A 15,228-nucleotide genomic window follows, 5' to 3' on the forward strand; every position below is an offset into this window, starting at 1 on the left:
ATTAACAACAAAAAACACGTTTTGGAGAAGCCCCATGGCTCACCGCCCACGCTGGACATTGTCGCAAGTCACAGAATTATTTGAAAAACCGTTGCTGGATCTGCTGTTTGAAGCGCAGCAGGTGCATCGTCAGCATTTCGATCCTCGTCAGGTACAGGTCAGCACTTTGCTGTCGATTAAAACCGGAGCTTGTCCGGAAGATTGCAAATACTGTCCGCAAAGCTCGCGCTATAAAACCGGACTGGAAGCCGAGCGGTTGATGGAAGTTGAACAGGTGCTGGAGTCGGCGCGCAAAGCGAAAGCGGCGGGATCGACGCGCTTCTGCATGGGCGCGGCGTGGAAGAATCCCCACGAACGCGATATGCCGTACCTGGAACAAATGGTACAGGGAGTAAAAGCGATGGGCCTGGAGGCGTGTATGACGCTGGGCACGTTGAGTGAATCTCAGGCGCAGCGCCTTGCGAATGCCGGGCTGGATTACTACAACCACAACCTCGACACCTCGCCGGAGTTTTACGGCAATATCATCACCACGCGTACTTATCAGGAACGCCTTGATACCCTGGAAAAAGTGCGCGATGCCGGGATCAAAGTCTGTTCTGGTGGCATTGTGGGCTTAGGCGAAACGGTGAACGATCGCGCCGGATTATTGCTGCAACTGGCAAACCTGCCGACGCCGCCGGAAAGCGTACCAATCAACATGCTGGTGAAGGTGAAAGGCACGCCGCTGGCGGATAACGATGATGTCGATGCCTTTGATTTTATTCGCACCATTGCCGTAGCGCGGATCATGATGCCGACCTCTTACGTACGCCTTTCTGCCGGACGCGAGCAGATGAACGAACAGACTCAGGCAATGTGCTTTATGGCTGGCGCAAACTCGATTTTCTACGGCTGCAAACTGCTGACTACGCCGAATCCGGAAGAAGATAAAGACCTGCAACTATTCCGCAAACTGGGGCTGAATCCGCAGCAAACTGCCGTGCTGGCGGGCGATAACGAACAACAGCAGCGTCTGGAGCAGGCACTGATGACCCCGGACACTGACGAATATTACAACGCGGCAGCACTATGAGCTGGCAGGAGAAAATCAACGCGGCGCTCGATGCGCGGCGTGCTGCCAATGCCCGGCGTCGCCGTTATCCGGTGGCGCAAGGAGCCGGACGTTGGCTGGTGGCGGGTGATCGCCAGTATCTGAACTTTTCCAGTAACGATTATTTAGGTTTAAGCCATCATCCGCAAATTATCCGTGCCTGGCAGCAGGGCGCGGAACAATTTGGCGTCGGTAGCGGCGGCTCTGGGCATGTCAGCGGTTATAGCGTGGCACATCAGGCGCTGGAAGAAGAACTTGCCGAGTGGCTGGGCTATTCGCGGGCGCTGCTGTTTATCTCTGGTTTTGCTGCTAATCAGGCGGTCATTACTGCGATGATGGCGAAAGAGGACCGTATTGTCGCTGACCGGCTTAGCCATGCCTCATTGCTGGAGGCTGCCAGTTTAAGCCCGTCGCAGCTTCGCCGTTTTGCTCATAACGATGTCACTCATCTGGCGCGACTGCTTGCTTCCCCCTGTCCGGGGCAGCAACTGGTGGTGACGGAAGGCGTGTTTAGCATGGATGGCGATAGTGCGCCACTGGCGGAAATCCAGCAGGTAACGAAACAGCACAATGGCTGGTTGTTGGTCGATGATGCCCACGGCACGGGTGTTATCGGTGAACAGGGGCGCGGTAGCTGCTGGCTGCAAAAGGTAAAACCAGAATTGCTGGTGGTGACTTTTGGCAAAGGATTTGGCGTCAGCGGGGCGGCGGTGCTTTGCTCCAGTACGGTGGCGGATTATCTACTGCAATTTGCCCGCCATCTTATCTACAGCACCAGTATGCCGCCCGCTCAGGCGCAGGCATTACGTGCATCGCTGGCGGTCATTCGCAGTGAAGAGGGGGACGCACGGCGCGAAAAACTGGCGGCGCTTATTACGCATTCTCGTGCCGGAGTACAGGGTTTGCCGTTTACTCTTGCAGATTCACATAGCGCCATTCAGCCACTAATCGTTGGTGATAACAGCCGTGCGTTACGACTGGCAGAAAAACTGCGCCAGCAAGGTTGCTGGGTAACGGCGATTCGCCCGCCAACTGTACCCGCTGGCACTGCACGACTGCGCCTGACGTTGACTGCGGCCCATGAAACACAGGATATCGACCGTCTGCTGGAGGTGCTGCATGGCAACGGTCAATAAACAAGCCATTGCGGCGGCATTTGGTCGGGCTGCCTCACAGTATGAGCAACACGCAGCGTTACAGCGCCAGAGCGCCGATGCCTTGCTGGCAATGCTCCCGCAGCGTAAATACGCCCGTGTGCTGGACGCTGGTTGTGGACCTGGCTGGATGAGCCGCCACTGGCGAGAACGTCACGCGCAGGTGACGGCCTTAGATCTCTCGCCGCCAATGCTTGTTCAGGCACGCCAGAAGGATGCCGCAGATTATTATCTGGCGGGAGATATCGAATCCCTGCCGTTAGCGACTGCGACGTTCGATCTTGCATGGAGCAATCTCGCGGTGCAGTGGTGCGGTAATTTATCCACGGCACTCCGCGAGCTTTATCGGGTGGTGCGCCCCGGAGGTGTGGTGGCGTTTACCACACTGGCGCAGGGATCGTTACCCGAACTGCATCAGGCCTGGCTGGCGGTGGACGAGCGCTCGCATGTTAATCGCTTTTTACCGCCAGATGAAATCGAACAGTCGCTGAACGGCGTGCATTATCAACACCATATTCAGCCCATCACGCTGTGGTTTGATGATGCGCTCAGTGCCATGCGTTCGCTGAAAGGCATCGGTGCCACGCATCTTCATGAAGGGCGCGACCAGCGAATATTAACGCGTTCACAGTTGCAGCAACTGCAACTGGCCTGGCCGCAAAAACAGGGGCGATACCCTCTGACGTATCATCTTTTTTTGGGAGTGATTGTTCGTGAGTAAACGCTATTTTGTCACAGGAACAGATACCGAAGTGGGTAAAACCGTCGCCAGTTGTGCGCTTTTACAGGCCGCGAAGACGGCAGGCTACCGGACGGCAGGTTACAAACCGGTGGCCTCCGGCAGTGAAATAACTGCAGAAGGATTAAGTAATAGCGACGCGTTGGCGTTACAGCGCAACAGCAGCCTGCAGCTGGATTACGCAACGGTAAATCCTTACACCTTCGCAGAACCCACTTCGCCGCACATCATCAGCGCGCAAGAGGGCAGACCGATAGAATCATCGGTAATGAGCTCCGGATTACGCGCGCTTGAACAACAGGCTGACTGGGTGTTAGTGGAAGGCGCTGGCGGCTGGTTTACGCCGCTTTCTGACACTTTCACTTTTGCGGATTGGGTAACACAAGAACAACTGCCAGTGATACTGGTTGTGGGCGTGAAACTCGGTTGTATTAATCACGCGATGCTGACCGCACAGGCAGTACAGCAAGCCGGACTTACCCTTGCAGGCTGGGTAGCGAACGATGTTACTCCACCGGGCAAACGTCACGCTGAATATATGGCTACGCTCAAGCAGATGATTTCCGCACCGCTGCTTGGGGAGATCCCGTGGCTTGATGAATCCCCTGAAAACGCGCTAACTGGAAAGTACCTCAATCTCACCGCATTGCTGTAGCAATATATTTGGTTAAATTGCGAGCGAGATCGCGTCGTCTGCTGCCTGCAATTTAACCAATTAAATTTTAAAAAAATCGAGAAAAAATATTTACTCCCACTATATGCGGTTAGTGTGGGAATTGCCCAGGCGGCAGGACATACGGGCTGCAGGCAGTTATCCACTATTCCTGTGGATAACCATGTGCATTAGAGTTAGAAAACACGATACAAGCGAGAGAATACGCGGCTTGCACGCGAATTGACGCGAAAGAAGACTTAAGGGAATATTTGTTATTTTTCAATTGATTATATAAAAGCAATGGCAGTCATGAAAGTGACATCTCTTGCCATAAATCCGTCATCAGTCATCTTGACAATTGTTAAAAAAGCCGTTGCTTTGGGGATAACCCCACAAGCCTGGAGTTTTATCTCGTCACTGAGCAAATTATGCTCATGATTGACACCTTTGTTGACGCTGTAACAGAAATAATGTGGCGTGAAACTGTTTTTTTATCCAGTATAATTTGTTGGCATTATTAAACACGACGAGTAAAATTACATACCTGCCCGCCCACTCCTTCAGGTAGCGACTCATGAGTAAACCGTTCAAACTGAATTCCGCTTTCAAACCTTCTGGCGATCAGCCTGAGGCAATTCGCCGCCTCGAAGAGGGGCTTGAAGATGGCCTGGCTCACCAGACTCTACTCGGCGTAACGGGCTCCGGGAAAACATTTACCATCGCTAACGTCATCGCTGACCTTCAGCGCCCGACGATGGTGTTGGCGCCCAACAAAACGCTGGCGGCCCAGTTGTACGGCGAGATGAAAGAGTTTTTCCCGGAAAATGCGGTGGAGTACTTCGTCTCTTACTACGACTACTATCAGCCGGAAGCGTATGTGCCGAGTTCTGACACCTTCATTGAAAAAGATGCCTCGGTAAACGAACATATTGAACAGATGCGGCTTTCAGCGACCAAAGCTTTGCTGGAGCGGCGCGATGTGGTGGTGGTCGCCTCTGTTTCAGCCATCTACGGCCTGGGCGACCCTGACTTATATCTTAAGATGATGCTGCATCTGACGGTTGGCATGATTATCGATCAGCGCGCGATTCTGCGGCGCCTGGCGGAACTGCAATACACCCGCAACGACCAGGCGTTCCAGCGCGGGACTTTCCGTGTACGCGGGGAAGTGATTGATATTTTTCCGGCAGAGTCCGACGACGTTGCGCTACGCGTTGAATTGTTCGACGAAGAGGTAGAGCGGCTGTCGCTTTTCGACCCGTTAACCGGGCAGATTATCTCAACCATTCCCCGCTTTACCATCTACCCGAAAACACACTACGTCACCCCGCGTGAACGTATTGTGCAGGCAATGGAAGAGATCAAAGAAGAGCTGGCCGATCGGCGCAAAGTGCTGCTGGCAAATAACAAGCTGCTGGAAGAACAACGCCTGACTCAGCGTACCCAGTTTGATCTGGAGATGATGAACGAGCTGGGTTATTGCTCAGGCATTGAAAACTATTCGCGCTTTCTCTCAGGTCGTGGACCCGGTGAGCCACCGCCGACGCTGTTTGATTACCTACCCGCCGATGGTCTGTTGGTGGTCGATGAGTCCCACGTGACTATTCCGCAAATTGGCGGCATGTATCGAGGCGACCGGGCGCGTAAAGAGACACTGGTGGAGTACGGCTTCCGCCTGCCCTCGGCGCTGGATAACCGTCCGCTAAAATTCGAAGAGTTCGAAGCATTAGCGCCGCAAACCATCTATGTTTCTGCGACGCCGGGTAATTACGAGCTGGAAAAATCCGGCGGCGATGTGGTGGATCAGGTCGTGCGTCCAACAGGGCTGCTGGACCCGATTATCGAAGTGCGCCCGGTAGCGACTCAGGTTGATGATCTTCTTTCAGAAATTCGCCTGCGGGCGGCAATTAACGAACGCGTACTGGTCACGACGTTGACTAAGCGGATGGCGGAAGATCTCACCGAATATCTGGAAGAACACGGTGAACGCGTGCGTTATCTTCACTCGGATATCGACACCGTCGAGCGTATGGAAATCATCCGCGACTTGCGCTTGGGCGAGTTTGATGTGCTGGTGGGGATCAACTTACTGCGCGAAGGTCTGGATATGCCGGAAGTTTCGCTGGTGGCGATCCTTGACGCCGACAAAGAAGGCTTCCTGCGTTCCGAACGTTCATTGATTCAGACTATTGGACGCGCGGCGCGTAACGTCAACGGTAAAGCGATTCTCTACGGCGATAAGATTACCCCATCAATGGCGAAAGCGATTAGCGAAACTGAACGCCGCCGTGAGAAACAGCAGAAGTACAATGAAGAGCACGGTATTACGCCACAAGGGTTAAACAAGAAGGTGGTCGATATCCTGGCGCTGGGGCAGAACATTGCCAAAACCAAAGCGAAGGGCAGAGGGAAATCGCGCCCGATTGTCGAGCCGGATAATGTGCCGATGGATATGTCGCCTAAAGCGTTGCAGCAGAAAATCCATGAACTGGAAGGTCAGATGATGCAACACGCGCAAAATCTGGAGTTCGAAGAGGCGGCACAAATTCGTGACCAGCTGCATCAGTTGCGTGAGTTGTTTATTGCGGCTTCGTGACAGGATAGGGAAGAAGACAGATGATAAACGCAAAACTGCCTGATGCGCTACGCTTATCAGGCCTACATTTTCTCCGTAATATATTGAATTTGCACGGTTTGTAGGCCGGATAAGGCGTTCACGCCGCATCCGGCATGAACAACGTGTACTTTGTCTTCAATAGGAAGCCGGAATTTTCTTTCCGCTTCCCGTTAACCCAAAGCCTGTAATGCCTTTTCCAGTGCGTTATGTAACAACTGGCGGTCATGACGATACGGAATATCGCTGGCCTCCAGTACGTCCTGAATCACAATCCGCTCTTTCACCGCCGAGACATCCACTTTTGGCCCGACGATGACCGCATCAATTACCTTTTTACCAACATACTGCTCCATAATTGCCAGCTTGTTTTCCAACTTGAGATTAGCAGCAGGCAGGCTTAATTCTCGCCCCAAATTACCGATATACACCATCGGGGCAGGTGTTCGGCGTAATGCCTGTGCCATTTCCTCAAGCAGCAGGATCGGCATAAGACTGGTATAAAAACTGCCTGGCCCAATAATTATCAGGTCAGCCTCATTAATCGCCTGCACCGCTTCACGAGTGGCAGGTACGTTGGGGGTTAAAAGTAGTTCCTGAATCGGCGTAGTTAACTGGTCGATATTGACCTCGCCGTAAACTTCATGTCCCTGATCGTCAATGGCCATCAGATCAACGGGATGCTCTGACATCGGAATTAATTGCGCGTCTACTTTCAGCAGGTTGCGAATCAAATTAATGGCTTCCAGCGGTCGTACGCTAAGGTGATCCAGCGCCTTTAACATCAAGTTTCCGAGATTATGACCGGAAAGCTCGCCATTGCCGCCAAAACGGTATTCAAACATCGCGGAGGCGACGCTCGGTTCCGTTATTAGCTGGTTGAGACAGTTGCGCATATCGCCCCAGGCGATACCGCCTTCTGAGCGACGAATACGTCCCGTCGAACCACCATTATCAGTAGTGGTTACGATGCCCGTTAAACGAGAACCCAAAGACGAAAGTGATGAGAGAACGCGTCCCAGCCCATGCCCTCCGCCGAGTGCAACGACACGATCAAGGTCAGCCAGCGTACGATTGCGCATATACATTCCTGAAGTCAGATTATCCGCGCTACAGTAGCGCAAATTACGGGGAAACAGCAATTAACCTGCCAATATAGGGGATACAACTCATGGTTTTCTACCTCCAAAGGACGATACCCGCTCTGCATCCCTGATGATGTATATCAAAGTAAAACCGCCATTTTCCCTTATTCTGTAGCGAAATAGGCCGATCATTACGCTATATACATGATTACATAGCGAAAAGGGTGAATGGTAAAAATCTCATTTACGCGCTAGTATCGGCATAACCACTAAACACTCTAGCCTCTGCACCTGGGTCAACAGATATGGTGCTTTGGCCGTGACAATGCTTTGAAAGGTTGCCACCAGGGCGAAGGAAGAAATGACTTCGCCTCCCGTATCTGGAAAGGTGTACATGGCTTCACAACTGACTGATGCATTTGCGCGTAAGTTTTATTACTTGCGCCTGTCGATTACCGATGTGTGTAACTTTCGTTGCACATATTGCCTGCCGGATGGCTACAAGCCGAGCGGTGTCACCAATAAAGGCTTTCTGACCGTCGATGAAATTCGCCGGGTTACGCGCGCCTTTGCCAGTTTGGGTACTGAAAAAGTCCGTCTGACAGGCGGTGAGCCGTCTTTACGCCGCGACTTTACTGATATCATCGCCGCTGTGCGGGAAAATGACGCAATCCGTCAGATTGCGGTCACCACCAATGGTTACCGTCTGGAACGCGACGTGGCAAACTGGCGCGATGCCGGGCTGACAGGGATTAACGTCAGTGTTGATAGTCTCGACGCTCGCCAGTTTCATGCCATTACCGGCCAGGATAAATTCAATCAGGTCATGGCGGGCATCGATGCCGCATTTGAGGCTGGTTTTGAGAAGGTCAAAGTCAATACCGTGCTGATGCGTGATGTTAATCATCACCAGCTCGACACCTTTCTGAACTGGATCCAGCATCGCCCTATCCAGTTGCGTTTCATCGAACTGATGGAGACGGGCGAGGGCAGCGACCTCTTCCGTAAGCATCACATCTCTGGTCAGGTTCTACGTGACGAGTTACTGCGTCGCGGCTGGATCCATCAATTGCGTCAACGTAGCGACGGTCCCGCGCAAGTCTTTTGTCATCCGGATTACGCCGGAGAGATCGGCCTTATCATGCCGTATGAAAAAGACTTCTGCGCCACCTGCAACCGTCTGCGCGTCTCCTCCATTGGTAAACTCCATCTTTGCCTGTTTGGTGAAGGCGGCGTTAACCTGCGCGATCTGCTGGAAGACGATACCCAGCAACAGGCGCTGGAAGCGCGTATTTCAGCGGCGCTGCGGGAGAAGAAACAGACCCATTTCCTGCATCAAAACAACACCGGTATTACGCAAAACTTATCGTACATTGGCGGCTAAAACGTCAAAAGGAGAGATCAGATGAGTCAGGTAAGCACTGAATTTATCCCGACCCGTATTGCTATTCTTACGGTTTCTAATCGTCGCGGTGAAGAAGACGATACCTCGGGCCACTATCTGCGCGATTCGGCGCAGGAAGCAGGCCATCACGTTGTCGATAAAGCCATTGTCAAAGAAAACCGCTACGCCATCCGTGCTCAGGTTTCTGCGTGGATCGCCAGCGACGATGTACAAGTGGTGTTGATTACTGGCGGCACTGGCCTGACCGAAGGCGATCAGGCACCTGAAGCGTTATTGCCGCTGTTCGACCGTGAAGTCGAAGGTTTTGGCGAAGTGTTCCGTATGCTGTCGTTTGAAGAGATTGGCACTGCAACGTTGCAATCCCGTGCGGTAGCGGGCGTCGCTAACAAGACGTTGATTTTCGCCATGCCGGGTTCAACCAAAGCGTGCCGCACCGCCTGGGAAAACATCATCGCGCCGCAGCTGGATGCCCGTACGCGTCCATGCAATTTCCATCCACATTTGAAGAAATAAGTATGTCGCAACTGACCCATATCAACGCCGCTGGCGAAGCGCACATGGTGGATGTCTCCGCCAAAGCGGAAACCGTACGTGAAGCGCGCGCTGAAGCTTTCGTCACCATGCGTAGCGAGACGCTGGCGATGATTATTGATGGTCGCCACCACAAAGGCGACGTATTTGCCACTGCGCGTATCGCCGGTATTCAGGCGGCAAAACGCACCTGGGATCTGATCCCGCTGTGTCACCCGCTGATGCTCAGCAAAGTTGAAGTCAATTTACAGGCCGAGCCGGAGCACAATCGGGTACGTATAGAAACCTTATGCCGCCTGACCGGGAAAACCGGTGTCGAAATGGAAGCGTTAACGGCGGCCTCCGTGGCTGCGCTGACCATTTATGACATGTGCAAAGCGGTGCAAAAAGATATGGTGATTGGTCCGGTACGTTTGCTGGCAAAGAGCGGCGGCAAGTCGGGCGATTTTAAGGTGGAAGCGGATGATTAAAGTTCTTTTTTTCGCCCAGGTGCGCGAGTTGGTGGGAACAGATGCAACCGAAGTGACTGCGGATTTCCCAACCGTAGAAGCGTTACGCCAGCACCTGGCAGCGCAGAGCGATCGCTGGGCGCTGGCGATGGAAGATGGCAAATTGCTGGCTGCTGTTAACCAGACGCTGGTGAGTTTTGACCATCCGCTGACTGACGGCGACGAAGTAGCTTTCTTCCCGCCGGTAACCGGAGGCTAAGATGGCAGAAACCAAAATTGTTGTCGGACCGCAGCCGTTCAGCGTAGGAGAAGAGTATCCGTGGCTGGCGGAGCGTGACGAAGACGGTGCGGTAGTCACCTTTACCGGTAAGGTGCGCAACCATAACCTGGGCGACAGCGTCAAAGCATTAACCCTCGAACACTATCCGGGGATGACTGAAAAAGCACTGGCAGAAATTGTCGATGAAGCGCGTAACCGCTGGCCGCTTGGGCGCGTCACGGTGATTCACCGCATCGGCGAATTATGGCCGGGCGATGAAATTGTTTTTGTCGGTGTCACTAGTGCGCATCGCAGCAGTGCGTTTGAGGCCGGGCAGTTTATTATGGACTATCTCAAAACCCGCGCACCGTTCTGGAAGCGCGAAGCCACGCCGGAAGGCGACCGCTGGGTCGAAGCCCGGGAGAGCGATCAGCAGGCGGCAAAACGCTGGTAGTTTTTAGCAGGCCGGATACCGTGCAGCTGCATCCGGCAACTTCTCAGCTGAGGGTATGCGTTTACGCTGCGTCGATGCACACCCTCTTCATTTGCAGTATCCTTAAGATATTCCTTATATCTTCAGGAGAAAGTCATGGACAGATTCCCACGTTCTGATTCAATCGTACAAACCCGAGCTGGCCTGCAAACCTATATGGCACAGGTCTATGGCTGGATGACAGTCGGCTTGCTGCTTACTGCGTTTGTTGCCTGGTATGCGGCCAATTCTGCCGCCGTTATGGAGCTGTTATTCACCAACCGCATCTTTTTAATTGGTCTGGTAATAGCGCAATTAGCTCTGGTTATTGTGTTATCAGCGATGATTCAAAAGCTTAGTGCGGGCGTGACAACCATGCTCTTTATGCTTTATTCGGCGCTGACTGGCCTGACGCTTTCCAGTATTTTCATTGTTTATACCGCGGCGTCCATCGCCAGCACCTTTGTTGTCACTGCCGGGATGTTCGGTGCAATGAGCCTGTACGGTTACACCACCAAACGTGATTTAAGTGGCTTCGGCAATATGTTGTTTATGGCGTTGATCGGCATTGTGCTGGCATCGCTGGTCAACTTCTGGCTGAAAAGCGAAGCGTTGATGTGGGCAGTCACCTACATTGGCGTGATTGTCTTTGTCGGATTGACGGCGTATGACACTCAGAAACTGAAAAATATGGGCGAGCAGATTGATACCCGCGACACGTCGAACCTGCGCAAATATTCCATTCTTGGCGCGTTAACCTTGTATCTGGATTTCATCAACCTGTTCCTGATGTTGCTGCGAATATTTGGCAATCGCCGTTAATTCTTTTACACCATCAATATCCCGGCCATGTGTCGGGATTTTTTTCTTACTAAAAACGACACTTAACAAGTACCAGGTATAAAATATGCCTTATGGCCGAGCGGAAGTGTTTTCCGTATCCATAAATACAAAAGTATTTTGTATGCGTGGTTTTAAATTTATTGATGGTGAATATTAATATTTTTTCTAAGGATAACTAAAAGAATGGAATCATACTCGCAAAACAGCAATAAATTAGATTTTCAGCACAAAGCCAGGATATTAAACGGCATATGGCTCATTACCGCTTTGGGTTTGGTGGCAACCGCAGGGCTGGCCTGGGGAGCTAAGTATCTCGAAATTACGGCAACAAAATATGATTCACCGCAAATGTATGTCGGCATAGGATTATTATTACTTTGTATGTATAGCTTAAGTAAGGATATCAACAAGATAAATGTAGCTATAGCAGGCGTAATATATCTGTTTTTAATCTCTTTGGTGGCGATTGTCGTTGCAAGTTTAGTTCCTGTATATGCCATTATCATCGTGTTCAGCACTGCGGGCGCGATGTTTTTAATCAGTATGCTGGCCGGTTTATTATTTAATGTTGATCCTGGTTCTCACCGTTTTATCATTATGATGACGTTGACAGGGTTGGCCCTGGTAATCATCGTGAATGCGGCATTAATGAGTGAACGGCCCATTTGGGTAATAAGTTGCTTAATGATTGTGTTATGGTCAGGCATTATCTCGCATGGACGAAATAAGCTCCTTGAACTGGCAGGAAAATGCCATAGTGAAGAGTTGTGGAGTCCGGTTCGTTGCGCTGTTACAGGTGCATTAACACTCTATTACTATTTTATCGGCTTCTTTGGGATTCTTGCAGCAATAGCTATAACGCTTGTCTGGCAAAGGCATACTCGGTTTTTTCATTAGTCGTAAATGCACATACTAAAGAACTTAACTGAACTTCACATCGCCGCTTCATTTTTCGCCCGTAGCTTCTTCGCCTGGCTTTCCAGCAACAGGTAACAGATCAGCGCCAGCAGCAGCGGGATAAAGTAATACAGTACACGGTAAGCGAGCAGGGCGGCGATAATTGTGCCTTTGGTTGTATGCTCCCCAGCCAGTAGCGCGATAAACACCGCTTCCAGCACACCAATCCCCGCCGGAATATGCACGATGACGCCAGCAATACTGCTAACCAGCAACACGCCCAGTACAAAGAAATAGTTTACGCTTTGACCGAGTAACAGCCAGATAATCGCTCCCATTACCATCCAGTTAACGCTGGAAATCAGCATCTGGGCGAGGGCGAATTTCCATGAAGGCAGCACCAGCTTTTGCCCTTTGATGGTCATATGGCGGTGCTTCGCGAAAGCGCAAAACCACAAATAGACCGCGATAATCATCAGTAAGCCAATGCCGAGAATACGCAGCGTGGTTTGATCGACATACCAGTGCTCCGGCAGCTCCACCACGCCTGCGGTAAAGATAATCCCCGCCAGTAAAATATAGCCCAGCCAGTTGGTGGTAATACTGAGCGAGAAAATTCGTGTAATAGTGCTGCCCGGTAATCCTAGCCGGGAGTACAAACGATAGCGCATACCAATCCCGCCGACCCAGGTACTGAGCGTCAGGTTGAAGGCATAGCAGATAAACGACACCAGCATCACCTGGCGCTTCGCCAGTTTGTGACCGCAGTAGAAGCGGGCGAGCAGGTCATAGCAGCCATATATCAGATAGCTGACGACCACCAGCCCAACCGCACTGAGCAGCGCAACGCGATTGTAGTCGCGGATGACCTTCCAGACCTCTTCCCAGTCCACCTTTTTGGCGTAGACCACCAGCAACACAATCACCGCGATAAAAAACAGCCAGGTGAGGATCTTCTTTGCTAAGCGCCAGCGCGGATGTGATTTACTCATCAGGGCTTCATCCCTGAACTTTCAGTTTCGACCCGATCCTGCGTTTCCATTGTCGGTTGGGCGGGCGGATCAACTTGCGCCAGATGTGGCGTGTGCGCCGGAAGCCAGCCCACCAGCGCCGGGAAGTGGCGTAAAAAGTGGAACGCCAGCACGCTTTTGGTCAGGTTCCACCAGGTCCGTTTTGGCAGCATACTTTCATCCACTTGCTGGCAGTCGGCGGCGATAATGCCGTTCAGATTATCGCGCAGCGTCTGGTTAAAATTACGATCGTGGATGATGACATTTGCTTCGAGATTCAGCGACAAACTAAGCGGATCGAGATTACTGGACCCTACCGTCGCCCAGTGGTCGTCCATCAATGCCACTTTGCCATGTAGCGGGCGGCGGCGGTACTCAAACACCTGAACGCCGCCTTTAACCAGATAGTTATACAGCAAGCGCGCACCGACTCTGACAATCGGCATATCCGGTTCGCCCTGAATTATCAGTTTGATCCGCACCCCGCGCCGTGCCGCTTTACGCAAGGCGTGTAAAAATCGATAGCCGGGGAAGAAGTAGGCGTTGGCGATAATCACTTCCCGCCGCGCCTGAGTGAGCATTTTCAGATAGTGGCGTTCGATATCACTGCGATGTTCTTCGTTATCGCGCCAGACCAGCAATACCTGCGCTTCTCCCGGCTGGCGATTTTCTTCCGCTTTGTGATGACGTCGCCACCAGCGTCGGGCCGCGCTTTGTCCTGGCAGATTTTCCAGTTCAAACTGGAGGATATCTTCAACAATCGGCCCTTCAAGGCGTACCGCGTAATCCTGTTTGGCCTCTGGACCGTAGCTGGACATATGCTCTGCGGAGTAATTCAGCCCGCCAATAAAGGCGATACGCGCGTCGATCACCACAATTTTGCGATGCATCCGGCGAAACACATTGGTGCGCATACCGAACAGGCGAGGGCGGGGATCGTAATAACGAAATACCACGCCAGCCGCAGTTAGTTCATTGACAAATTCATCGCTGAGATCCGGTGAACCGTAGCCATCCAGCAAGACTTCCGCTTTTACCCCGCGTTGCGCTGCTGCCAGTAGTGCCGCATGCAGTTGTTTACCAACGTCGTCCTCGAACCAGATAAACGTTTCAAGAATGATGCGGTGCTCTGCCTCGTCAATCGCCTTAAACACCGCGGGATAATACTGCTCGCCGTTTTCCAGCAACTGAATCTTATTGCCTTCGCGCCAGCTACATTTCATAAATGAATCTCCGCACTTAAAGGGGCATGATCAGAAAGGTGTCGCCATGTCCGCAGCGGCAACGCGGTTGGCGCGCTGGCGCTGGCATTTTTGACGTAGATCCTGTCCAGTCGTAGTAGAGGAAATTGCACCGGAAACGTGCGCGCCGGGCGTCCGTGGGCGCGGGTAAAAATCTCATCCAGTCCGGCCTGCACTTTTAACGGATGATTAGCTTTTTGCCGCCAGTCATTGAAATCACCCGCCACCAATACCGGTTCGCCGTCCGGCAGTTCATTCACCCATTCGGCAAGCATCGCCAGTTGCGCCTGACGGTGCGCCTCACGCAGGCCCAGATGTACGCACATCACATGAATCGCTTTTCCGGTCATCGGCGGCACAATGCGGCAGTAGAGCACGCCGCGCTTTTCCGCACCATCGACCGAAACATCGCGATTCTCATAATGTTCAATGGGATAACGCGACAGTACGGCGTTGCCGTGATGCCCTTCGGGGTATACGGCATTGCGACCGTAGGCAAAATCGCTCCACATGGTGTCGGCGAGAAACTCGTAGTGAGATGTGTCGGGCCAGTTTTCCACATGCAGCGGATGAACTTCGTGCGCGCCCATCACTTCCTGCAGGCAAACAATATCGGCGCTGACGGTACGCACGGCGTCGCGAAGTTCCGGCAAAATGAAGCGTCGGTTAAACGCTGTAAAGCCTTTGTGAATATTGATGGTGAGCACCTTGAACGAAAAATGTTGTGTTTGATCGGGCATAATTTTCCTGTCTTTGCCTCTTATCTCATTGAAATAGTGTA

The 15,228-nt window shown here is 52.2% G+C and carries 16 protein-coding genes and 1 riboswitch; of the genes, 12 read left to right on the forward strand and 4 right to left on the reverse strand.

Annotation, left to right across the window (positions count from 1 at the left end; genetic code table 11):
* The first annotated feature begins 34 nt into the window (after window positions 1-34).
* The 5 genes from bioB (at window position 35) to uvrB (ending at window position 6,237) form a co-directional block, all read left to right on the forward strand.
* The gene (gene bioB, locus D9742_RS20275; protein ID WP_130238035.1) at window positions 35-1,075 is read left to right on the forward strand and encodes a biotin synthase BioB; all 1,041 of its coding nucleotides are present in this window, start codon (window positions 35-37) and stop codon (window positions 1,073-1,075) included.
* Entirely contained in the window at window positions 1,072-2,229 is a 1,158-nt protein-coding gene (gene bioF, locus D9742_RS20280; RefSeq protein ID WP_130238036.1) for an 8-amino-7-oxononanoate synthase, read from the forward strand. Before bioB ends, bioF begins: the two co-directional genes overlap by 4 nt.
* Window positions 2,213-2,968, forward strand: coding sequence for a malonyl-ACP O-methyltransferase BioC (bioC, locus tag D9742_RS20285; protein ID WP_130238037.1), 756 nt, complete (start codon window positions 2,213-2,215; stop codon window positions 2,966-2,968). Before bioF ends, bioC begins: the two co-directional genes overlap by 17 nt.
* Window positions 2,961-3,641, forward strand: a complete 681-nt coding sequence (bioD, locus tag D9742_RS20290; protein WP_130238038.1) for a dethiobiotin synthase — start codon at window positions 2,961-2,963, stop codon at window positions 3,639-3,641. Before bioC ends, bioD begins: the two co-directional genes overlap by 8 nt.
* 574 nt (window positions 3,642-4,215) lie before the next feature.
* Window positions 4,216-6,237 (forward strand): excinuclease ABC subunit UvrB, encoded by a 2,022-nt coding sequence (uvrB, locus tag D9742_RS20295; RefSeq protein WP_130238039.1) that lies wholly within the window; start codon window positions 4,216-4,218, stop codon window positions 6,235-6,237.
* A gap of 191 nt (window positions 6,238-6,428) precedes the next feature.
* Here uvrB and yvcK read toward each other — a convergent pair whose 3' ends face one another.
* A complete protein-coding gene (gene yvcK, locus D9742_RS20300; protein WP_130238040.1) occupies window positions 6,429-7,337 on the reverse strand; it encodes a uridine diphosphate-N-acetylglucosamine-binding protein YvcK in 909 nt (302 codons plus the stop codon).
* Window positions 7,338-7,602: 265 nt separating this feature from the next.
* Window positions 7,603-7,747: riboswitch (molybdenum cofactor riboswitch) on the forward strand.
* Here yvcK and moaA point away from each other — a divergent pair.
* The 7 genes from moaA (at window position 7,735) to D9742_RS20335 (ending at window position 12,196) form a co-directional block, all read left to right on the forward strand.
* Window positions 7,735-8,724 carry a GTP 3',8-cyclase MoaA gene (gene moaA / locus D9742_RS20305; RefSeq protein ID WP_130238041.1) on the forward strand — a complete coding sequence of 330 codons (990 nt, stop codon included), beginning with the start codon at window positions 7,735-7,737 and terminating at the stop codon, window positions 8,722-8,724. It overlaps the preceding riboswitch by 13 nt.
* Window positions 8,725-8,745: 21 nt before the next feature.
* Window positions 8,746-9,258, forward strand: a complete 513-nt coding sequence (gene moaB / locus D9742_RS20310; protein ID WP_000084634.1) for a molybdenum cofactor biosynthesis protein B — start codon at window positions 8,746-8,748, stop codon at window positions 9,256-9,258.
* A 2-nt stretch (window positions 9,259-9,260) separates the two neighbouring features.
* A complete protein-coding gene (gene moaC, locus D9742_RS20315; RefSeq protein WP_000080885.1) occupies window positions 9,261-9,746 on the forward strand; it encodes a cyclic pyranopterin monophosphate synthase MoaC in 486 nt (161 codons plus the stop codon).
* Window positions 9,739-9,984, forward strand: coding sequence for a molybdopterin synthase sulfur carrier subunit (gene moaD / locus D9742_RS20320; protein ID WP_130238042.1), 246 nt, complete (start codon window positions 9,739-9,741; stop codon window positions 9,982-9,984). The genes moaC and moaD overlap by 8 nt, the downstream gene beginning before the upstream one ends.
* Window position 9,985: 1 nt before the next feature.
* On the forward strand, window positions 9,986-10,438 hold the full coding sequence (moaE, locus tag D9742_RS20325; RefSeq protein WP_000852287.1) for a molybdopterin synthase catalytic subunit MoaE: 453 nt from the start codon (window positions 9,986-9,988) through the stop codon (window positions 10,436-10,438).
* A 135-nt stretch (window positions 10,439-10,573) separates the two neighbouring features.
* Entirely contained in the window at window positions 10,574-11,278 is a 705-nt protein-coding gene (locus tag D9742_RS20330) for a Bax inhibitor-1/YccA family protein (protein WP_088541618.1), read from the forward strand.
* A 204-nt stretch (window positions 11,279-11,482) separates the two neighbouring features.
* Window positions 11,483-12,196 (forward strand): Bax inhibitor-1/YccA family protein, encoded by a 714-nt coding sequence (locus D9742_RS20335; RefSeq protein WP_130238043.1) that lies wholly within the window; start codon window positions 11,483-11,485, stop codon window positions 12,194-12,196.
* Between the two features lie 35 nt (window positions 12,197-12,231).
* On the opposite strand, the gene D9742_RS20340 is transcribed toward D9742_RS20335, so the two are convergent.
* From D9742_RS20340 to D9742_RS20350, 3 genes are read right to left on the reverse strand one after another with little or no spacing between them, the layout of a single operon-like run.
* A complete protein-coding gene (locus tag D9742_RS20340; RefSeq protein WP_130238044.1) occupies window positions 12,232-13,188 on the reverse strand; it encodes a YbhN family protein in 957 nt (318 codons plus the stop codon).
* The gene (clsB, locus tag D9742_RS20345; RefSeq protein ID WP_130238045.1) at window positions 13,188-14,429 is read right to left on the reverse strand and encodes a cardiolipin synthase ClsB; all 1,242 of its coding nucleotides are present in this window, start codon (window positions 14,427-14,429) and stop codon (window positions 13,188-13,190) included. Before clsB ends, D9742_RS20340 begins: the two co-directional genes overlap by 1 nt.
* A complete protein-coding gene (locus D9742_RS20350) occupies window positions 14,426-15,187 on the reverse strand; it encodes an endonuclease/exonuclease/phosphatase family protein (protein ID WP_001113331.1) in 762 nt (253 codons plus the stop codon). The genes clsB and D9742_RS20350 overlap by 4 nt, the downstream gene beginning before the upstream one ends.
* Between the last annotated feature and the right edge of the window lie 41 nt (window positions 15,188-15,228).

It is taken from the genome of Escherichia sp. E1V33, from assembly GCF_004211955.1.
Taxonomy (GTDB): domain Bacteria; phylum Pseudomonadota; class Gammaproteobacteria; order Enterobacterales; family Enterobacteriaceae; genus Escherichia.

Bases quoted from the DNA above. Each gene is read 5' to 3' on its own strand.
- clsB (WP_130238045.1), bottom strand. From the start codon at position 14,429: ATGAAATGTAGCTGGCGCGAAGGCAATAAGATTCAGTTGCTGGAAAAC.
- bioF (WP_130238036.1), top strand. From the start codon at position 1,072: ATGAGCTGGCAGGAGAAAATCAACGCGGCGCTCGATGCGCGGCGTGCT.
- moaC (WP_000080885.1), top strand. From the start codon at position 9,261: ATGTCGCAACTGACCCATATCAACGCCGCTGGCGAAGCGCACATGGTG.
- D9742_RS20350 (WP_001113331.1), bottom strand. From the start codon at position 15,187: ATGCCCGATCAAACACAACATTTTTCGTTCAAGGTGCTCACCATCAAT.
- bioC (WP_130238037.1), top strand. From the start codon at position 2,213: ATGGCAACGGTCAATAAACAAGCCATTGCGGCGGCATTTGGTCGGGCT.
- moaB (WP_000084634.1), top strand. From the start codon at position 8,746: ATGAGTCAGGTAAGCACTGAATTTATCCCGACCCGTATTGCTATTCTT.
- moaA (WP_130238041.1), top strand. From the start codon at position 7,735: ATGGCTTCACAACTGACTGATGCATTTGCGCGTAAGTTTTATTACTTG.
- yvcK (WP_130238040.1), bottom strand. From the start codon at position 7,337: ATGCGCAATCGTACGCTGGCTGACCTTGATCGTGTCGTTGCACTCGGC.
- moaD (WP_130238042.1), top strand. From the start codon at position 9,739: ATGATTAAAGTTCTTTTTTTCGCCCAGGTGCGCGAGTTGGTGGGAACA.
- D9742_RS20330 (WP_088541618.1), top strand. From the start codon at position 10,574: ATGGACAGATTCCCACGTTCTGATTCAATCGTACAAACCCGAGCTGGC.
- uvrB (WP_130238039.1), top strand. From the start codon at position 4,216: ATGAGTAAACCGTTCAAACTGAATTCCGCTTTCAAACCTTCTGGCGAT.
- D9742_RS20340 (WP_130238044.1), bottom strand. From the start codon at position 13,188: ATGAGTAAATCACATCCGCGCTGGCGCTTAGCAAAGAAGATCCTCACC.
- bioB (WP_130238035.1), top strand. From the start codon at position 35: ATGGCTCACCGCCCACGCTGGACATTGTCGCAAGTCACAGAATTATTT.
- moaE (WP_000852287.1), top strand. From the start codon at position 9,986: ATGGCAGAAACCAAAATTGTTGTCGGACCGCAGCCGTTCAGCGTAGGA.
- D9742_RS20335 (WP_130238043.1), top strand. From the start codon at position 11,483: ATGGAATCATACTCGCAAAACAGCAATAAATTAGATTTTCAGCACAAA.